Annotated in this window: 18 protein-coding genes; 9 read left to right on the top strand and 9 right to left on the bottom strand. The window is 63.8% G+C overall.

Annotated features, from left to right (window positions below; genetic code table 11):
- Positions 1 to 74: 74 nt before the first annotated feature.
- The gene (locus tag PQR54_RS17855) at positions 75 to 1,478 is read right to left on the bottom strand and encodes a M20 family metallopeptidase (RefSeq protein ID WP_408247877.1); all 1,404 of its coding nucleotides are present in this window, start codon (positions 1,476 to 1,478) and stop codon (positions 75 to 77) included.
- A gap of 234 nt (positions 1,479 to 1,712) precedes the next feature.
- On the opposite strand from PQR54_RS17855, the gene PQR54_RS17850 reads away from it, so the two are divergent.
- Positions 1,713 to 2,675, top strand: a complete 963-nt coding sequence (locus tag PQR54_RS17850; RefSeq protein WP_408247875.1) for a LysR family transcriptional regulator — start codon at positions 1,713 to 1,715, stop codon at positions 2,673 to 2,675.
- A gap of 341 nt (positions 2,676 to 3,016) precedes the next feature.
- Positions 3,017 to 3,439: a hypothetical protein gene (locus tag PQR54_RS17845; protein ID WP_012432783.1), complete on the top strand. Its 423-nt coding sequence runs from the start codon at positions 3,017 to 3,019 to the stop codon at positions 3,437 to 3,439.
- 86 nt (positions 3,440 to 3,525) lie between these two features.
- On the opposite strand, the gene PQR54_RS17840 is transcribed toward PQR54_RS17845, so the two are convergent.
- Together PQR54_RS17840 and nodI are read right to left on the bottom strand one after the other, a co-directional pair.
- On the bottom strand, positions 3,526 to 4,353 hold the full coding sequence (locus PQR54_RS17840) for an ABC transporter permease (protein WP_408247871.1): 828 nt from the start codon (positions 4,351 to 4,353) through the stop codon (positions 3,526 to 3,528).
- A 93-nt stretch (positions 4,354 to 4,446) separates the two neighbouring features.
- A complete protein-coding gene (nodI, locus tag PQR54_RS17835) occupies positions 4,447 to 5,361 on the bottom strand; it encodes a nodulation factor ABC transporter ATP-binding protein NodI (RefSeq protein ID WP_408247869.1) in 915 nt (304 codons plus the stop codon).
- Positions 5,362 to 5,649: 288 nt separating this feature from the next.
- On the opposite strand from nodI, the gene PQR54_RS17830 reads away from it, so the two are divergent.
- Positions 5,650 to 6,114 (top strand): universal stress protein, encoded by a 465-nt coding sequence (locus tag PQR54_RS17830; protein WP_012432786.1) that lies wholly within the window; start codon positions 5,650 to 5,652, stop codon positions 6,112 to 6,114.
- 158 nt (positions 6,115 to 6,272) lie between these two features.
- Here PQR54_RS17830 and PQR54_RS17825 read toward each other — a convergent pair whose 3' ends face one another.
- The 3 genes from PQR54_RS17825 to lexA all read right to left on the bottom strand — a co-directional run bounded on the left by PQR54_RS17825 (position 6,273) and on the right by lexA (position 8,136).
- Positions 6,273 to 6,935, bottom strand: a complete 663-nt coding sequence (locus PQR54_RS17825) for a DUF2939 domain-containing protein (protein ID WP_408247867.1) — start codon at positions 6,933 to 6,935, stop codon at positions 6,273 to 6,275.
- A 102-nt stretch (positions 6,936 to 7,037) separates the two neighbouring features.
- A complete protein-coding gene (locus PQR54_RS17820) occupies positions 7,038 to 7,382 on the bottom strand; it encodes a hypothetical protein (RefSeq protein WP_408247865.1) in 345 nt (114 codons plus the stop codon).
- A gap of 103 nt (positions 7,383 to 7,485) precedes the next feature.
- The gene (lexA, locus tag PQR54_RS17815) at positions 7,486 to 8,136 is read right to left on the bottom strand and encodes a transcriptional repressor LexA (protein WP_012432789.1); all 651 of its coding nucleotides are present in this window, start codon (positions 8,134 to 8,136) and stop codon (positions 7,486 to 7,488) included.
- Between the two features lie 312 nt (positions 8,137 to 8,448).
- Between lexA and PQR54_RS17810 the strand changes: the two genes are divergently transcribed.
- The 6 genes from PQR54_RS17810 to PQR54_RS17785 all read left to right on the top strand — a co-directional run bounded on the left by PQR54_RS17810 (position 8,449) and on the right by PQR54_RS17785 (position 14,903).
- The gene (locus tag PQR54_RS17810) at positions 8,449 to 9,489 is read left to right on the top strand and encodes a sulfate ABC transporter substrate-binding protein (RefSeq protein ID WP_408247863.1); all 1,041 of its coding nucleotides are present in this window, start codon (positions 8,449 to 8,451) and stop codon (positions 9,487 to 9,489) included.
- A gap of 143 nt (positions 9,490 to 9,632) precedes the next feature.
- Positions 9,633 to 10,535 (top strand): sulfate ABC transporter permease subunit CysT, encoded by a 903-nt coding sequence (cysT, locus tag PQR54_RS17805; RefSeq protein WP_408247861.1) that lies wholly within the window; start codon positions 9,633 to 9,635, stop codon positions 10,533 to 10,535.
- Positions 10,532 to 11,560: a sulfate ABC transporter permease subunit CysW gene (gene cysW, locus PQR54_RS17800; protein ID WP_408247859.1), complete on the top strand. Its 1,029-nt coding sequence runs from the start codon at positions 10,532 to 10,534 to the stop codon at positions 11,558 to 11,560. Before cysT ends, cysW begins: the two co-directional genes overlap by 4 nt.
- On the top strand, positions 11,560 to 12,618 hold the full coding sequence (locus PQR54_RS17795) for a sulfate/molybdate ABC transporter ATP-binding protein (RefSeq protein WP_012432793.1): 1,059 nt from the start codon (positions 11,560 to 11,562) through the stop codon (positions 12,616 to 12,618). Before cysW ends, PQR54_RS17795 begins: the two co-directional genes overlap by 1 nt.
- Before the next feature lie 89 nt (positions 12,619 to 12,707).
- Complete coding sequence (locus PQR54_RS17790; RefSeq protein ID WP_106283582.1) at positions 12,708 to 13,634, top strand: CysB family HTH-type transcriptional regulator; 927 nt, start codon at positions 12,708 to 12,710, stop codon at positions 13,632 to 13,634.
- Between the two features lie 225 nt (positions 13,635 to 13,859).
- A complete protein-coding gene (locus PQR54_RS17785; RefSeq protein WP_408247857.1) occupies positions 13,860 to 14,903 on the top strand; it encodes an asparaginase in 1,044 nt (347 codons plus the stop codon).
- Positions 14,904 to 15,063: 160 nt separating this feature from the next.
- On the opposite strand, the gene PQR54_RS17780 is transcribed toward PQR54_RS17785, so the two are convergent.
- From PQR54_RS17780 to hyi, 3 genes are all read right to left on the bottom strand, one after another.
- Positions 15,064 to 15,465, bottom strand: a complete 402-nt coding sequence (locus tag PQR54_RS17780) for a DUF3597 domain-containing protein (RefSeq protein ID WP_408247855.1) — start codon at positions 15,463 to 15,465, stop codon at positions 15,064 to 15,066.
- A gap of 568 nt (positions 15,466 to 16,033) precedes the next feature.
- Positions 16,034 to 16,942: a 2-hydroxy-3-oxopropionate reductase gene (locus PQR54_RS17775; protein WP_408247853.1), complete on the bottom strand. Its 909-nt coding sequence runs from the start codon at positions 16,940 to 16,942 to the stop codon at positions 16,034 to 16,036.
- Between the two features lie 95 nt (positions 16,943 to 17,037).
- A complete protein-coding gene (hyi, locus tag PQR54_RS17770) occupies positions 17,038 to 17,847 on the bottom strand; it encodes a hydroxypyruvate isomerase (protein ID WP_408247851.1) in 810 nt (269 codons plus the stop codon).
- Positions 17,848 to 17,949 lie beyond the last annotated feature (102 nt).

The raw sequence follows: 17,949 nt of genomic DNA, 5'->3' as shown, positions 1-17,949 counted from the left end.
GTGGACGTGCCTCGTGACGGATGCGGATAACGGCGTGCTGCGCCCGATTCGTTCGGGCGTCGCTTGGATTGCGTTCAGGCTGCGCTGACGGTTGCCGCGCGCGGCGAGTTCTCGCCGAGATCCCAGAAGAGTCCCGCCATGATCTGCAGACCTTCGCGCACGACCGGTCCGAGCAGATGCTCATTTGGCGCGTGCTGCGAACAGGCCGGATACGAGTGCGGCACCCAGATGGTCGGCAGGCCGAGCGTGTCGGCGAACACTTCGTTGGGCAGCGTGCCGCCCAGATTCGGCAGCACGGCGGTCTTCTTGCCGGTGGTCTGTTCGAGCGAGGCGATGGCCCAGGTGACCCACGGATCGTCCGGGTTCAAACGCGTGGCCGGCGCGCCGCGCTCGACGTCGATCTGCACCTGCGAGAAGCCGTGCGCATCCAGATGCGTGCGCAGATGCCGTTCGAGGTTGTCCCAATCGGTGCCGACCACGAAGCGCAACTGGCAATGCGCGAACGCCGACGACGGAATCGCATTCACCGGGTTCTCCGGATTGCCGGCCTTGAACGCGAGTATTTCGAAGCTGTTCCAGCCGAACACGCGCTCGGGTGCGGTGAGGCCCGGCTCGCCCCAGTTTTCGTCGACGGCCGGATCGCCCGGGCCGCCGCCTACCGTGATATCGGCGAGCGCACGGCGCACCGCCTCGGGAATCGGCGGCGGGCGCAAACCGTCGACGGCGATCACACCGCGCGCATCGACGAGGCTCGCCAACGCGTTCGCCAGCACCGTGGCCGGGTTGCGCAGCAGGCCGCCCCAATTGCCCGAATGATGCGCGCCGTCGCGCAGATTCAACGACAGCTTGAAGTTGACCGACCCGCGCGAGCCGAGGAACACGGTGGGGCGGCGCGCGGCGAGACGCGGACCGTCGGAGGCGATCAGCACGTCGGCGGCCAGTTCTTCACGGTGCGCGCGGCAGATTTCGTCGAGTCCGGGCGAGCCGGTTTCCTCGCCCATCTCGATCAGCAGTTTCGCGTTGAAGCCGAGCTTGCCGTCGCGCGCGGCCAGCACGCTCGCCAATGCCGCGAGGTTGATGCTGTGCTGGCCTTTGTTGTCGGCGGTGCCGCGGCCGAACCAGCGCTCGCCTTCGATGGTCACGGCCCACGGCGTCAGCGGCGCGCGCCACTGGCTGTCGTAGCCGCGCACCACGTCGCCATGGCCGTAGATCAGCACGGTCGGCAGACGGTCGCCCTCGTGGCGCTCCGCGATCAGGAACGGCCCGAAACCATCCACCGGGTTGGCGACGATGCGCGTAGTGAAGCCGAGGCTTTTAACCTCAGGCGTGATTTCGTCCGTCAGATACGACAGCAGCGTGGCTGCGCGATCGTCCTCCTGACTCTCGGTGCGAAAACCGACGCGTCGATTGAGGGTCTCCAGAAAGGCGCCGGATTCGAAATGGTGGGTGGCGTGGTCGATGGCCTGAGTGCGGCTCATGCGTGTCTCCAATGCGGGCGAATGTGGGGGCGGGCAGCGCGTGATCGTCTGTCTGATGACGTTCGGACGCGGCCTGCATGCTTCGAACCGATTCTAGGAGGCCGTTTTTTTTGTCACAATGATCGTCTTTCGAAGCTTGCGTTGCCGAAAAGGCAAAGCTCACCGCGTGCTCAGAAGGCGCTTGCGGATATCGGCGCGCCGGCGCTGACCGTTGAATGGAATGGGACATCACACATGGCACTTTCGCTGCATGGCATCGCGCTGCGCTATTTCGTCGAAGTCGCGCGCACCGGTTCGCTCAGCGACGCGTCCGCGCGGCTGCATGTCGCCGTGTCGGCGATCAGCCGGCAGGTGGCGCGGCTCGAAAGCGATCTCGGCGTCGCGCTATTCGAGCGGCGTCCGCGCGGCATGGCGCTTTCCGAAGCGGGCGAGCGCCTGCTGGCCTACGCGCAGCGCAGCCTGCTGGAGGCGGAGCATGTGATGAAGGAGATCGGCGGCCTTGAGACTTTGCACGGCAGCATGATCAAGGTGACGAGTTCCGAGGGTTTCGCCGCCGACTTCCTGCCCACCGCGATGGCGAGCTTCCGGGTTCAGTATCCGGGCATCGACTTCACGCTCTCGGTCATGTCGCCGGGCGAGGCGACCCGCCAGGTGCGCGACGGCGACGCCGACCTCGCGTTGACCTTCAGCCTCGCGCCGGAGAAGGGCGTGAAAGTCGAGCACACGGAGCGCGCGCCGGTGCTGGCGCTGCTGCGCGCCGATCATCCGCTGGCCGCGCGCGCGAAGGTCTCGCTCGCCGACTTGCAGCGCTATCCGCTCGTGCTGCCCGAGCCCGGCACGACGATTCGTCAGTTGATCGACATTACCTGCGCGCTCGAAGGCGTCCTGCTCGAACCGGAGCTCACCTGCAACAACAGCGGCGCCATGTATCGCTACGCGCAGAAGTCCGGCGCGATCATGTTCACGGGTCTGCTGTCGGTGCGTGACCGTTACGCCGGCGATGGTTTCGTCGTGATGCCGCTGACGCATCCGCAGATGCGCCAGCGCAGCATCCAGGTGCAGACCATGGCGGGGCGCGAACTGCCGCAGTCGGTGAGGGCGTTCCGGGATCATCTGATCGCGGAAATCGCGGGTGCGAAACCGGCGGATGCGACTGCCTCGAAGGCCGCTCGAAAGCGCGGCAGAAGTGGGCGCTGATAAAGGCAACGCATGCGAAATCCATCCGGCATCCAGGCGGCAAGACAATGTTTGCGGTCGGCCATGCACCGCGAGACAACCGGGCGGCACACGTGCGTTAGCGATCCATTCGCTACGAAATGAAAGGCAAATGTCCCAGCCGGATCGCGAATCACGACCTAAACTGTGGTGGACGGGGCGGGCTGAGGGCGCGGACTGCACGGCTGCAATGCTGCAGTGCACGCGCCGATGGAAGTCCTTCTGAGGACACCAATGGTAGGATTCAGCCCGAAAAATGGAGAGCGGCGCGCACTCGAATTCGCGCGCCATCCACAACAGAGCGATAGGACTCAGGACATCGAATGGCGCAACAAAAAACAAACCCAAAACTCGAGCAGGCGCTGACGCGCGGGGATCTGGCCATCCGTCAGGCGAATTCGGCGCGGGCCACCGCATTGCTGCGCGCGTTGGGCAAGATGATCGTGGACGCGTCGGCGACGATCGGCGTGGAAGCCTTCACCCTGATTCCCGACGGCGACAAGATCTACGATCCGGCCGATGGACTGTGGCCGCAGGAACTGCAGGTCTCGCTCGATGGTCCCGTCGAAGAAGCCGATCCGGACGAGGTGCGCACGGTCCGCCTGATCTCCGACGATCCGGGCACGGTGTTCCGGGTCGAGTGGCAGCGCGCCGACGGCAAGATCGGGCGTCAGGACGGCGGCCCGTTCGCCACGGTGGCGTTTATCTCCGACGTGGACATCCCCTGGACGGATGACGAAGACTGAGCGAGCCCGGCTCGCGGCAGGCGCTGATGTTTTGTCGAGCGTGGCGATCAGCGCCTGTGGTCCGTTATGGTTGACGGCTGGAAAACCTACTTCATCATCCGGCGGCGAAACAGGATCGCCGACACGATAAACCCGCCGAGCGCATACGCGGCCAGCACGGCCACATGCAACAGCGCGTTATCGACGGGCCGACCCAGCATGGCCGGCCGCATCAAGTCGACGGCATGCGCCAGCGGCAGCAACTGGGTGGCGCCTCGCGCCACTGCAGGCAACTGCGAGACCGGAAAGAACACGCCGGATAGCAACAGCATCGGCGTCAAGACCAGCGTCTGGTAAAACATGAAGAAGTCGTACGAAGGCGCGAGCGCCGTTACGACCATCGCGATGCTCGCGAACGCGAGCCCGGTCAGCACGATGACCGGCAACGCCAGTAGCATCGACGGAAAATTCGCGTAGCCCAGAGCGCCTGCCACCAGCATGATCGCCGCGCCTGAGAGCACTGATTTGCTGGCTGCCCAGATCACCTCGCCGAGCACGATGTCGCCGAGCGTGAGCGGCGTATGCATGATCGCTTCCCAGGTGCGTTGCACGTGCATGCGCGAGAAGCCCGAATACATCGACTCGAAACTCGCCGACATCATCACGCTCGAAGCCACCGTGCCGGCCGCGAGAAACGCGATATACGACACGCCGTCGACATGGCCGACCATCAGCCCAAGCCCGAAGCCGAGGCCGAACAGATAGATCATCGGATCGGCCAGGTTGCCGAACATCGAGGCGATCGCGAGTTTCTTCCACACCAGATAGTTGCGGCGCCACACGGCGATCCAGTTGCTGGCGTTCGCGGGAAAGGCGGCGAAGGCTTCCTGTTTCGATGGCGTATCGCCCGGGGTTTCGTAAGTGCGTGCGTCCATTGCGTGTCTCGTGCATGCCCCTGCATGGTTTCTGTCAGGGCGTCGTTGTAGTTACAGCGCGTTGCGCGCGATGCCGGTGTCGAACGATGCGCTTTAATCCTGCATCTCGCGGCCCGTGAGCCGCAGGAACACATCCTCCAGATTCGCCGGTCGATGCAGATAGCGCAGATCCGCGCGCTGCTTGAGGCGAGCATGCACCGGCTGCGCGTCGTTGACATAGCAGAACAGCGTCTCGCCGCTGATCTCGGTGCGCTCGACGAGGGGCGCCAGTTCATCGCGCAACGCGACCGGATCGGATCCGAAGATCTCGATCACATCGCAACCGATCTCGGAAGCGATCAACTCGCTCGGCGCGCCTTCGGCGATCTTGCGTCCTTCTTCGATCACGCACAGCCGGTGGCAGAGGCGTTCGGCTTCTTCCATGAAGTGCGTGGTCAGCAAAATGGTCTTGCCGCGCGCGAGCAGCGAGCGCAGCCGCTCCCAGATCAGATGCCGCGCCTGCGGATCGAGGCCGGTGGTCGGTTCGTCCATGATCAGCACATCGGGATCGTTGACGAGCGCGCGCGCCAGCGTGAGGCGCCGCTTCATGCCGCCGGACAACTCACTCACGCGCGCGTCCGCCTTGCTTTCGAGTCGTGCGAACTCGAGCAGCGACGGCACCATGGCGCGGCATTGCGCGGCGCTCAAACCGAAGTAGCGGCCGAACACCAGCAGGTTTTCACGCACCGTGAAGTCGGGATCGAGATTGTCGAACTGCGGCACCACGCCGACGCGCGCCCGCGCCACGCGCGCGCGGCCGGGGATCGGCTCGCCGCACAGACGGATCGTGCCCGCATCCGGCGCCGCGATGCCGAGCAGCATGCGCAAGGTGGTGGTCTTGCCCGCGCCGTTCGGGCCGAGCAGGCCGAAGCATTCGCCGGCGTTGACATGAAACGACAGTCCATCGACGACCGTTTTTTCGCCGTAGCTTTTTTTAACCTGATGAAATTCGATGGCGGCTTCGGGCATGGATCGAACGAGTCTCCGGGGAAAGACGTGAATGACCTGAGTGGTCGGGGAGGCGGCCTATTCTAGGGCATCGGCGGGACGCTGTTGGTTTGCCCCGACAATCCGACGTCGGTTTCTTGCACTGCGGCATCGGCACGCGGAGACCCTGCGGGCGGCTCGCGCACCTGTTTAGGGCGTGGTTAGAGGGCGGTCAGCGCACAGTTAGCGTTTTCCATCCCTTGCAACCTGAATTGCGGCGCACCATGATTAATTGCGAATCGCGCGTCCCGCGCGAAGGGAGAAAAAATCATGGCGAGCTACCAGAAAATCCTGCTGTGCTACGACGGCTCGCGCGAAGGCCGCAAAGCACTGCGTTGCGGCGCCGACCTGGCGTTGGATCTGAAAGCGGAAACGCATTTGCTGTCGGTGGTCGATATGCGTTCGAGCATTGCGCAAAGCGCGGGCCTGCTGACCGATGTGGCCTGTGGCAGTTTCGAAAAGACCGCTCGCGATATTCTGCAGGAAGGCGTGGACTGGCTCACGGAACGAGGCGTGACCGCACAAGGGCATTTCGCATTCGGACATCCGATCGATGAGATCGCCAACCTCGCCAACGAGCTGCATGTCGACCTGGTCGTGGTCGGCCACCGCTGCCGCACGGGCTTGTCACGATGGTGGATGGGCGCGGGCAATACGCCGCTGCTCGACCGTGTTTCGTGCAGCATTCTGGTAGCGTGTTCTTCGGCGCAGGAGCAGCAGCAGGCGGCGGCTTGAGGCGCGTGTCGGTCACTGAGCGGGGCGGTTGACTGGAGGCCGGGTACTCCGGCCTCACCTACCTGGTGGCCTCGACGTCATGACGAAGTCGCTGCACGACTGGCTGAACAATTGGCGCGACCCAAAGATCCGCGCCAAACAAAGCCGACCTGTCGCGATCACTCGTTCAGATTGACCGCGGCCAGCTTCCACGTGAATACACCCTCGCGCTGAAAGATCGCCGAGTAACGCGCGTCGCCTGCGCCATGCTGGTACGTGACGACGAATTCGTTGAAGCCGCGATAGCCCGCCGTGGTTTGTGGCGGCTGCGGGGGCGTGGCGTTGGCATTCCCATTCGCCGCGTTACCGGCGGGGGGCGCAGCAGGTGCAGGCGGAGTCGCGGCGGCGTCCGGCGGATTGTTCGCGGCCGGCGGCGCAGGCGGCCGCTCACCCGGATCGCCGCGCGGCGGCATGCCGTTGAGCAAGGCCGCCACGCCGTCCGGTGTCGCATACGCGTCCACGAGCGGACCGATCAACGCGACGCCGATCATCGCGCCAATGGCGGCCAATGGATTGCCGTTGCTATGCGCGCCAAGCCGGCGTGTCAGCAGGCCGGCGACTTGTTCCTTCAGGCTTTCACGCAACGCAGGGAAGTCGACGTACTGGTTGACCGTTTGCGCGTCGCGCGCATCGGCCGCGCGTTTGAGATTGTTCAGCGCGATGTACGGTGACGCATAAGCAAACCCCAGTGCGGCGATCACCGCGATCACGACTAGCGTGACGATCAGCGGCTTGGTGGCGCCGCCTCTGCTGCCGTGTTGGGTACGTTTCGGAACTGCCATCGAGTGGGACTCTCCATCAGGTGTGATCTAACGTGGACCGCGGCCACGCGAAAACGATCCCACGCAATGCAATCTCTCGCCATCCCGTTCAAGACAGGGTCATCAAGACTCGAACACCGCGCCGTGCACGTTGGCTTCATCGGCGATGCAGCGGTCGATCATGCGGCAAACCGCGTCCATCGTGCCGACCATGATGAGACGCGATGGCCCGTGATAAACCCGCACCGGTGCGCGACGCGCCGGTTCGGCCGTATTCAAACCCGAATTCAACGACACGCGGGCAAACGCCGGCAACGACGACGGCAAGCTCGACGCAGCCGCGGGCGAATCGAACAGCGACGGCGTGCTGAGCGTGGCCGCCTCGATCAGTGAGCAGGGCACCAGCTTGCGAAGGTGACGCAGACGACCGAACTGGCGAAAGGGCAGCAGGCGGGCAAGACGTTCCATGAGACTCTCCAGACGATGCGACGTTGATGCAGCGTTGATGCGACATTGACGCGGCTTTTTATTCTGTCGAACGGGTAAGCGGGTTCAAGCGGGTTCAAGCGGGTTAGAACTCGCCGGGGCGAATCAGCCCCACGGCGATACCCTCCAGCGCGAACTCCGCACTGCCGGTTTCAACGAAGATGTTTTCGTAATCGGGGTTCTCGGCGATCAGTTCGAGCCCGTTCGGCCGGCGCTTCAGGCGCTTGACCGTGACATCGTCGCCCAGCCGGGCAATGATGATCTGGCCGTCTTTCGCTTCGCTGCGCTTTTGCACCGCGAGCAGGTCGCCGTCGAAGATGCCCGCGTCGCGCATGGACAGCCCGCGCACCTTCAGCAGGTAATCCGGCTTGCTCGAGAACAGCGCCGGGTCGCAGGCGTAGTGCTGCGAGATATGTTCCTGGGCGAGGATCGGGCTGCCGGCGGCGACGCGCCCGATCAGTGGCAGCGACAATTGCATGATGCTGGCGTGCGGCAGCGTGAACTGGTGCGGCGAGTCTTCCGGACCGGCCAGCAGGCGAATGCCGCGCGATGCGCCGGCCGCGAGTTCGATCACGCCCTTGCGAGCGAGCGCGCGCAGATGTTCTTCTGCCGAGTTCGCCGAGCTGAAACCCAGTTCGGCGGCGATCTCCGCGCGGGTGGGCGGAAAGCCGGTGCGTTCGATAGCCCTGCGGATCAGATCGAAAACCTGCTGCTGTCGTGCGGTGAGTTTGGTCATGGCGCCACTGTATGTATGAACAGGTGACTGTATTTTTATACAGTATTCGGCGCAATTCAAGCTTTACTTTAAGTTCGGGGTGAAGGGTGGCGTTCCAGCGCCGTCAAGCGATGCTCCAACACCCGTTTTCGCGCCGCAACGCCTTATCCAGCTGTCATTACCACTTTTGAGTATTAAAGAATGAAGAAACATTATTTTTAATGATGAAAGCCCTTCGATAGACTGGCCTCCAGTTGGCGTTCATGTGCACGTGACCGCGACGCAAAAAAGACACCACACGCTGTTTCAGCGGACAACGCGGAGAAAGTTGACATGAATCACCAAGGTACGGGGCTGGCAGGCAGGACGAAGAAACTGATCGCGGCGCTCGCATTGGGCGCGGCCGGCGCGCTCGGCGTGATGGCGCAGGCGCACGCCGCCGACACGACGCTGCTCAACGTGTCCTACGACCCGACGCGCGAGCTGTACCAGGACGTCAATCAGGCGTTCGGCAAGGAGTGGAAGGCGAAGACGGGCGAGACGATCACCTTCAAGCAGTCGCACGGCGGCTCCGGCGCGCAGGCGCGCTCGGTGCTCGACGGTCTGCAGGCCGACGTGGTGACGCTGGCGCTCGCTTACGACATCGACGCACTGGCCAACAAGGGTTTGCTGGACAAGGGCTGGCAGAAGCGTTTGCCGGATAACGCGTCGCCGTACACGTCGACGATCGTGTTTCTGGTGCGCAAGGGCAATCCGAAGCACATCAAGGACTGGGACGATCTGACCAAGCCGGGCGTGTCGATCGTCACGCCGAATCCGAAGACCTCGGGCGGCGCGCGCTGGAACTACCTCGCGGCCTGGGCGTATGCCGAGCATCAACCGGGCGGCAATGATCAGAAGGCCAAGGAATTCGTCGGCAAGCTGTACAAGAATGCCGGCGTGCTGGATTCGGGCGCGCGCGGCGCGACCACCAGCTTCGTGCAACGCGGTATCGGCGACGTGCTGATCGCATGGGAAAACGAAGCGTTCCTGTCGCTGAAGGAATTCGGTCCGGAGAAGTTCGAGATCGTGGTGCCGTCGGTGAGCATTCTGGCTGAGCCGCCGGTCGCGGTGGTGGACAAGGTCGTCGACAAGCACGGCACGCGCAAGGTCGCCGAAGCGTATCTGAACTTCCTGTACAGCGAGCAAGGCCAGGAGATCGCGGCGAAGAACTTCTACCGTCCGCGTTCGAACAAGGTGCCGGCCGAGCTGACCGCCAAGTTTCCGAAGCTGAAGCTCTACACGATCGACGATTCGTTCGGCGGCTGGACCAACGCGCAGAAGACGCACTTTGCCGACGGCGGCGTGTTCGATTCGATCTATCAGCCGCAGTAACACGCCCGCTGCCTGAATCGGCAAAGGCATAGGCAAAACGACGCGGCAGCGCGTCACTCCCGAGCGCGCCCCATGGGGCGCGCTTTTGGCCGCCAGGGCCCGGCGGCCGGCAACACGAGCATCAACCTGAACGAGTAACGAGCATGACGACGTTGACCTTCCGAAAACCGAGCGCGCTGCCCGGTTTTGGCCTGACACTCGGCATCACGGTGGCTTATCTGAGCCTCGTGGTGCTGATTCCGCTTGCGGCGACCTTTCTTAAGACCGCTACGCTCGACTGGAGCCAGTTCGTGCGCGCGGTGAGCTCGCCGCGCGTGCTCGCGTCGTATCGGCTGACCTTCTTTTCCGCGCTCGGCGGCGCGCTGATCAACGCGGTGTTCGGCTTTCTGGTGGCGTGGGTGCTGGTGCGCTATACGTTTCCGTTCAAGCGCATTGTCGATGCCGTGGTCGATCTGCCGTTCGCGCTGCCCACCTCGGTGGCCGGCATTTCGCTCGCGGCCGTGTACGCGGGCAACGGCTGGATCGGGCAGTTTCTCGAACCGCTCGGCCTGAAGATCGCGTTTACGCCGGCGGGCGTGCTGGTCGCGCTGACGTTCATCGGCTTGCCGTTCGTCGTGCGTACGGTGCAGCCGGTGCTCGAAGAGTTCGAACGTGAGCAGGAAGAAGCGGCGGCGTGCCTCGGTGCGTCGCGTTGGCTGACGTTTCGCCGTGTGGTGTTGCCGGCGGTGTTTCCGGCTTTGCTGACGGGCTTCGCGCTGGCGTTCGCGCGCGCGCTCGGCGAATACGGTTCGGTGATTTTCATCGCCGGCAACGTGCCGATGAAGTCGGAAATCACGTCGCTCCTCATCATCACCAAGCTCGAGCAATACGACTACGCGGGCGCGACGGCCATCGCGGTCGTGATGCTGGTCGTGTCGTTCCTGATGCTGTTGTTGATCAATACATTGCAGTGGTTTTTACAGCGCCGCACGAGCCGTGGCGGCGCCGGCCCGGCGCCCGCCGTTGCGAGTGTCGCGGCGATCGGTGTCGGCGGAGGTGCGCAATGAGCCGCGATTCCGTGAAGAACGCAGGTACAGCCGCGACGGTGGCCGTGGCGCCGCGCGCGCCGCTGAACGTTGCGCGCCGGCCCGATCCGGTCACCGAGCCGCCTGTCGTGCGCTGGATTCTGACCGGCGTCGCGCTGCTGTTTCTCGCGCTGTTTCTCGTCGTGCCGCTCGCCGCCGTGTTCTATCAGGCGTTGAACAAAGGGCTTGGCTTCTATCTGGAATCGCTCGCCGATCCGGACGCGCTTTCGGCGATCAAGCTCACCGTGATCACCGCCGCGATCGCGGTGCCGCTGAACCTCGTGTTCGGTCTTGTGGCTTCGTGGTGTATCGCCAAGTTTGAGTTCCGCGGCAAAGCGCTGCTGACCACGCTGATCGATCTGCCGTTCTCGGTGTCGCCGGTGATCTCGGGCTTGATCTATGTGCTGATGTTCGGCGCGCAGGGCTGGTTCGGCCCGTGGCTGCAGGATCACAACGTGCAGATCATTTTCGCGGTGCCGGGCATCGTGATGGCGACGATCTTCGTCACGTTCCCGTTCGTCGCGCGTGAACTGATTCCATTGATGCAGGCACAAGGCAACGACGAAGAAGAAGCCGCGCACGTGCTCGGCGCGTCGGGCTGGCAGATCTTCCGCCGCGTGACGCTGCCCAACGTCAAATGGGGCCTGCTGTACGGCGTGATTCTGTGCAACGCGCGGGCGATGGGCGAGTTCGGCGCGGTGTCGGTGGTGTCGGGCCATATTCGCGGCCAGACCGACACGATGCCGCTGCACGTCGAAATTCTCTACAACGAATACAACTTCTCGGCGGCGTTCGCCGTGGCGTCGGTGCTGGCGCTGCTCGCACTCGTGACGCTCGGCCTGAAGCTGCTCGCCGAGCGCCATATGTCGGCGGAACTGTCGGCCGCGCGCGACGTGCCCGCATACGCTGGTCCCGTCACGCCGCCGGGGGACGCAAAACCCGCAACCCGCGCAACACACACAACGCAAGCATCGCAGCAACACCCGCTCAAGCAAGGAGAGCTGTAATGGGTATCACCGTTCGTAACCTGCAGAAGCGCTTCGGCGATTTCGTCGCGCTCGATAACGTCTCGCTCGACTTTCCGCCGGGTGAACTGGTTGCGCTGCTCGGGCCATCGGGTTGTGGCAAGACGACCTTACTGCGCGTGATCGCGGGACTCGAATACGCCGACGGCGGCCAGGTCGTGCTGCAAGGCCAGGACGTGGCGACGGTCGGCGCGCGCGAGCGGGAAGTGGGCTTCGTGTTCCAGCATTACGCGCTGTTCCGCCATATGACGGTGTTCGAGAACGTGGCGTTCGGCTTGCGCGTGAAGCCGCGCAAGGAGCGTCCTTCGGAAGCGGTGATCCGCGAGAAGGTGCATGAGCTGCTCAAGCTGGTGCAGCTCGACTGGCTCGCGCAACGCTATCCGTCGGAACTGTCGGGCGGCCAGCGGCAACGTATCGCTCTCGCGCGCGCGTTGGCCGTGGAACCGAAAGTGCTGCTGCTCGACGAACCGTTCGGCGCGCTGGATGCGAAGGTGCGCAAGGAACTGCGCAGCTGGTTGCGGCGCCTGCACGACGATCTGCATATCTCGACGATCTTCGTCACGCACGATCAGGAAGAAGCGCTCGAAGTGGCCGACCGTATCGTCGTGCTCAATCGCGGGCACGTGGAGCAGGTGGGCAGTCCGCAGGACGTGTACGACCATCCGCAGACCTCGTTCGTCTACGAGTTTCTCGGCGCGGCGAACCGCCTGCACGGCAACGTCGACGCGAGCGGCTTCGTGGTGGACGGCGCGGCGCTGCCGGTTTCCATCAAGGCCGATTTCAGCGGCCCGGCGTTCGCGTATGTGCGTCCGCACGATCTGCAGTTGTACCCGCAGGCGTCGGGCCATCGCGAAGGCATTGTCGTCGACGTGCGGCGCGTGGTGACGCTGGGCGGCTCGGTGCGGGTCGAACTCGCGGGCCGCGAGGGCAACCTGCTCGAAGCCGAACTCGACCGTGAAGCGTGGCGCGATCTGCAGCTCTCGATCGGTGACGGCGTGACGGCGGTGCCGCGTGCATTGCGCGTGTTTCCCGCGCAGTGAGCGCGGTTAGGCGCGCACCAACAGCAACACGACTCGGCGTTTCGATCGAACTCAAATAACTTAACTCTGGCAAAACCGGAGACATCAAGATGAATTTTCAGCAATTGCGCTTTGTGCGCGAAGCCGTGCGTCAGAACATGAATCTGACCGAGGTGGCGAACGTGCTGTACACGTCGCAGTCGGGCGTATCGAAACAGATCAAGGATCTGGAGGACGAACTCGGCGTCGACATTTTCATTCGACGCGGCAAGCGCCTCACGGGCCTCACCGAGCCGGGCAAGGCGGTGCATCAACTGATCGAGCGGATGCTGCTCGACGCCGAGAATCTGCGCCGCGTGGCGCGCCAGTACGCCGATCAGGATAGCGGCCACCTCGTCGTGGCGACCACCCACACGCAGGCGCGCTATGCGTTGCCGAAGGTGATCCGTCAATTCACCGAGGTGTTCCCGAAAGTGCATCTGGCGCTGCGCCAGGGCAGTCCGCAACAGATCGCGCAGATGATCATCAACGGCGAAGCGGATATCGGCATCTCCACCGAAGCGCTCGACCGTTTCCCGGATATCGTCACGTTCCCGTGCTATTCGTGGCATCACGTGGTGGTCGTGCCGAAGGATCATCCGCTGGTGGGCCGGCCGAATCTGACGCTCGACGAGATCGCCGAATTCCCGATCGTCACTTACGACCAGGATTTCACGGGCCGCTCGCATATCGACCAGGCCTTCGCGAAAGCGGGCGCGTTGCCCGACGTCGTGCTGACCGCGATCGACGCCGACGTGATCAAGACCTACGTCGAACTCGGCATGGGCATCGGCGTGGTCGCGGCGATGGCCTACGACCCGAAGCGCGACACGGAACTGGTCGCGCTCGACACGCAGCATCTGTTCGAGGCGAGCACGACGCGGGTCGGCTTGCGCAAGGGCGCGTTCCTGCGCGCGTACGCTTACCGGTTGATCGAGATGTTCGCGCCGCAATTGAACGAAGCGGATATCGCCGCGCAGTTGCGCGAAGCGGTTTGACGGATGCGCCGGATCGTCGCGGTCCGGCGCAACGCGTGAACGGCGCCGTGCGAATTCATCGCGGCGTTGGGCAGTGCGGACTTCATGCGGTTTGTGGCTGGCCCTGATGCAAACGCCACGCAAACGTGTGGTGCACAGAGCGCCGGCTTCACGCAACCCCGAAACGAACGGACATCCGTTTTTTCACGCATGGCGGCGTGCGGCGCATCGCTTACAATCGCCGCCATGAATACTTCGACTTCTTCTTCCGCTATACCTTCAGACGAAGGCGCCACGCCACTGCTGCCGCGCATCGTCGTCCTGGCGACCGGCGGCACGATTGCCGGCGCGGCCGCGAGCGCCACCAATACCTCGGGTTATCAGGCCGGGGTGATCGGCGTCGAGCAACTGCTGGCCGTAGTGCCGGCCTTGTCCACGGTGGCGCGCATGGAGAGCGAGCAGATTGCCAGCGTCGACAGCAAGGACATGGCGATGCCGCTGTGGACCACGCTCGCGCAACGCATCAACACGCTGCTCGCCGACGATGAGATCGACGGCGTGGTGGTCACGCACGGCACCGACACGCTCGAAGAAACCGCCTATCTGCTGCATCTGACCGTCAAGTCGGACAAGCCGGTCGTGCTGACGGCGGCCATGCGCCCGGCCTCGGCGCTATCCGCCGATGGCCCGCTGAATCTGCTGAACGCCGTGACGGTCGCGGCGCAGGCGAGTTCGCGCGGGCAGGGCGTGCTGGTGGCCTTCAACAACAAGATCCACAGCGCGCGCGACGTGGTCAAGACGAGCACCTATGCGGTCGATGCGTTTCATTCGCCCGAAATCGGCGCGCTCGGCTGGGTGCAGGACGGCCGCGTCGAATTCCAGCGCGACGTGGTGCGTCCGCATACGCTTACTACCGAGTTCGTGATCGGCGCGAAGTGGCCGCATGTGGAGATCGTGGTGAGCTACGCGGGCGTGTCGCGCATTGCCGTGGATGCGCTGGTTGCCGCCGGCGTGCGCGGAATCGTCGTGGCGGGCACGGGCAACGGCTCGATTCACGCCTCGGTGCAGCAGGCGCTCGCCGATGCCGCCTCGCAAGGCGTCGCGGTGGTGCGTGCGTCGCGCGTGGGTTCGGGGCACGTAATGCGCAACGGCGCGGCCGCCGACGATGCACTCGGTTTCGTCAGCGCGGGTTCGCTGAATCCGTACAAGGCGCGCGTGCTGCTGATGCTGGCATTGGCTGCGGGCGCTACCGGGCCGGTGGCGTTGCAGAAGTTATTTGATACGTACTGATCGATTCAGCGCGGACAGGCCGGCTTCAAAGTCAGAACCGTGTCCCGCACATGAAGCTTGAATGACAACGCGGCGCCCTGGTCATCGACCCGAGCGCCGCGTCGTCGTTTCAGCTTGAGGCTTATTGCTTGCGCCGCAACGAGGCGGCGTCGGCAAGCAGTCAGTTCGCCAGATCCGGCGGTAACTTGCCGCCGTTAGCTGCCAATGCCACCATCACCTGTTTGTGCAGCCAGATGTTCATGCTTGCCGAATCATTCGTGTCGCCGGTGTACTTCAGTTCCTTGGCGAGTTCCTTGCGATGATCGAGGCTGCTGTCCACGCCGAGCGCTTTCAACGTGTCGACGATCGACGTGCGCCAGTTCAACGTTTGGCCGCTCTCGCTCACGAACTGGTCCATGACGACAGCGACGTCGACGTCGGCCAGCGGCGCGGGCGCCGGGGTAGCCGCCGGTGCGGCAGCTTGCGCGGCTGCCGGATCAGGTGTCGGCTCGACAGTGGGCGCAGGCTGGTCCGGTTTCGCTTTGCCAAAGAGCTTATGTACGATGTCACCGAAGATGCTCATTCTGAATCCTTTGCAGAGAGGTTACTGGCGCAAGCACATGCCGCTTACGGGTTGAACACTGGTTGGAACACTGGTTAAAAACCGGGCGAATGAAGCAGAGGACACGCGTTGCCATGATCGGCAAGCCGCACTTGAACGCTGACACGCCCGCAACCAGACTCAACGAGTGTAGGAGAAAAGCGCGGACCGATGTGTCAAAAAAGGTCGAGCAAAGGGGACGGAGTTGAAAGCAAATGCAAGCGGACTTGCGGGCCTGCGTAGAAGGGACGCTGCTAAGAGAGGTGCCGGCGAGCGGCGTGCGTGATGCACCCGCTGCGAGAGTTTGGCCGAAAAAGCATAAGCATCGTTAAACATGAAATCCGACAGCCGGACACCCGACGACGACGTCTGACCGACCAAGGCTTCCCCGGCGCCGCCGGGTGCCGCTGCGGACCCCACTTGCCGCTCTCAGCCCAGAGCGGCACGATTTGCCCGTTCCGCCGTGCATGTCGCACGACGAACCGGGCGCCCCACCTGCGACTGCCATGACGTTGCTCACGCAACGATCACGGCAGTCCGTATTGCTTCCTTATGCTGCCTTGGCTTCGCTGCCCGGCGCTTGCGCGACTTCGAAATTCGCCATGATTTCGAGTGCGCGCACCATCGCCGAGTGATCCCACGCCTTGCCACCGTTCGCCGCGCACACGCTGAACAGTTGCTGCGCGCTTGCCGTATGCGGCAGGGCGATGCCGAGCTTGCGTGCACCGTCCAGTGCGAGGTTCAGATCCTTCTGGTGCAGTTCGATGCGGAAGCCCGGATCGAAAGTGCGTTTGGTCATGCGCTCGCCGTGCACTTCGAGAATTCGCGACGAGGCGAAGCCGCCCATCAAAGCCTTGCGCACACGTTCCGGATCGGCGCCCGAGCGCGACGCGAACAGCAGCGCTTCGGCCACGGCTTCGATATTCAGCGCCACGATGATCTGGTTCGCGACCTTGCACGTCTGACCCGCGCCGTTGTCGCCGATCAGCGAGATGTTCTTGCCCATCAGTTCGAACAGCGGCTTGGCCGTGGCGAACGCTTTTTCCGGGCCGCCCACCATGATCGTCAACGTCGCTTCGCGCGCGCCGACTTCGCCGCCGGAGACCGGCGCATCCAGATAATCGACGCCGAGCGCGTTGATCTTCTTCGCGAACGCTTGCGTGTCGAGCGGCGAGATCGAGCTCATGTCGATCACGAGCTTGCCCTTCGAGAGGCCGGCGGCGACGCCGTCGTCGGCGAACAGCACGTTGGCGACATCCGGCGTGTCCGGCACCATGATGATGACGATATCGGCGGCCTGCGCGACGGCGGTCGAATTCGCGACCACGCTCGTCGTTTTGCTCAGATCTTCCGGCACCGGGTACGCGCCATTCACGAACAGCGAGTGACCGCCCTTGATGAGGTTGCGCGCCATGTGCGCGCCCATGATGCCGAGGCCGATAAAACCGATCTTTGCCATGTGTCTAAATCTCCAGTGTTGTTTGGGGTCCCGCGAGGGACTTGCTTCGGGGCGTCGAGCGCCTGATCCCGCCCGGCAATCAGGCGATGCGGCGCTCAGGCGGCGGCGTGCGCCGCGCCGCGCTTTTGCCCGGCCACGCTCTGCACCCAGCCGAGGCCGGCGGTGGTCGTCGTGCGCGGTTTGTATTCGCAGCCGACGTAGCCGTCGTAGCCGAGCGAGTCGAGCAGATCGAACAGGAACGGGTAGTTGATTTCGCCGGTGCCCGGTTCGTTGCGGCCCGGGTTGTCGGCGAGCTGGATGTGCGCGATCTGCGGCAGGTTCTTCTTGATGGTCGCCGCGAGTTCGCCTTCCATCCGTTGCATGTGATAGATGTCGTATTGCAGGAACAGATTGTCGGAACCGACTGCGCGGATCACGTCGAGGCCTTCGCCCGAACGATTCAATGCGAAACCCGGAATGTCATAGGAATTGCACGGCTCGACCAGCAGCTTGATGCCGGCCTTCTTCAGTTCGCCCGCGGCGAAGCGCAGATTGTCGACGATGGTCGAGCGCGCCTTGTCCGCATCCACGCCCGCTGTCGGAATGCCGACGAGGCAGTTCAGTTGCGGCACCTTCAGTGCTTTCGCGTATTCGATCGCGCGGCCCACGCCTTCCTGGAATTCGCTCACGCGATCCGGCAGGCACGCAATGCCGCGTTCGCCGGCTTCCCAGTTGCCCGCAGGCAGGTTGTGCAGCACCAGCTTCAGGCGGTTCTGCTGCAGACGCTCGCTCAATTCAGCGATCTGAAACGGATACGGAAACAGAAATTCGACGGCGTGAAAGCCCGCGTCCGCCGCGGCCGCAAAGCGGTCGAGGAACGGGACTTCGTTGAACAGCATGGTGAGATTCGCTGCAAATTTCGGCATGGTGCGTCTGTCTCTCTGGTCGGTCAGTGGAATGGCTGCGTGAGGCGGTGCGGTGTTGCTGAACCGCGCTCACGTGATGCTCGATTTTTTTAATGCATCAGT

Origin of the sequence: Paraburkholderia phytofirmans (genome assembly GCF_046028095.1) — a bacterium.
Classification (GTDB): domain Bacteria; phylum Pseudomonadota; class Gammaproteobacteria; order Burkholderiales; family Burkholderiaceae; genus Paraburkholderia; species Paraburkholderia phytofirmans_A.
The sequence above is the reverse complement of the archived record's forward strand: the minus strand, read 5'-3'. Positions and strand labels throughout refer to the sequence as shown.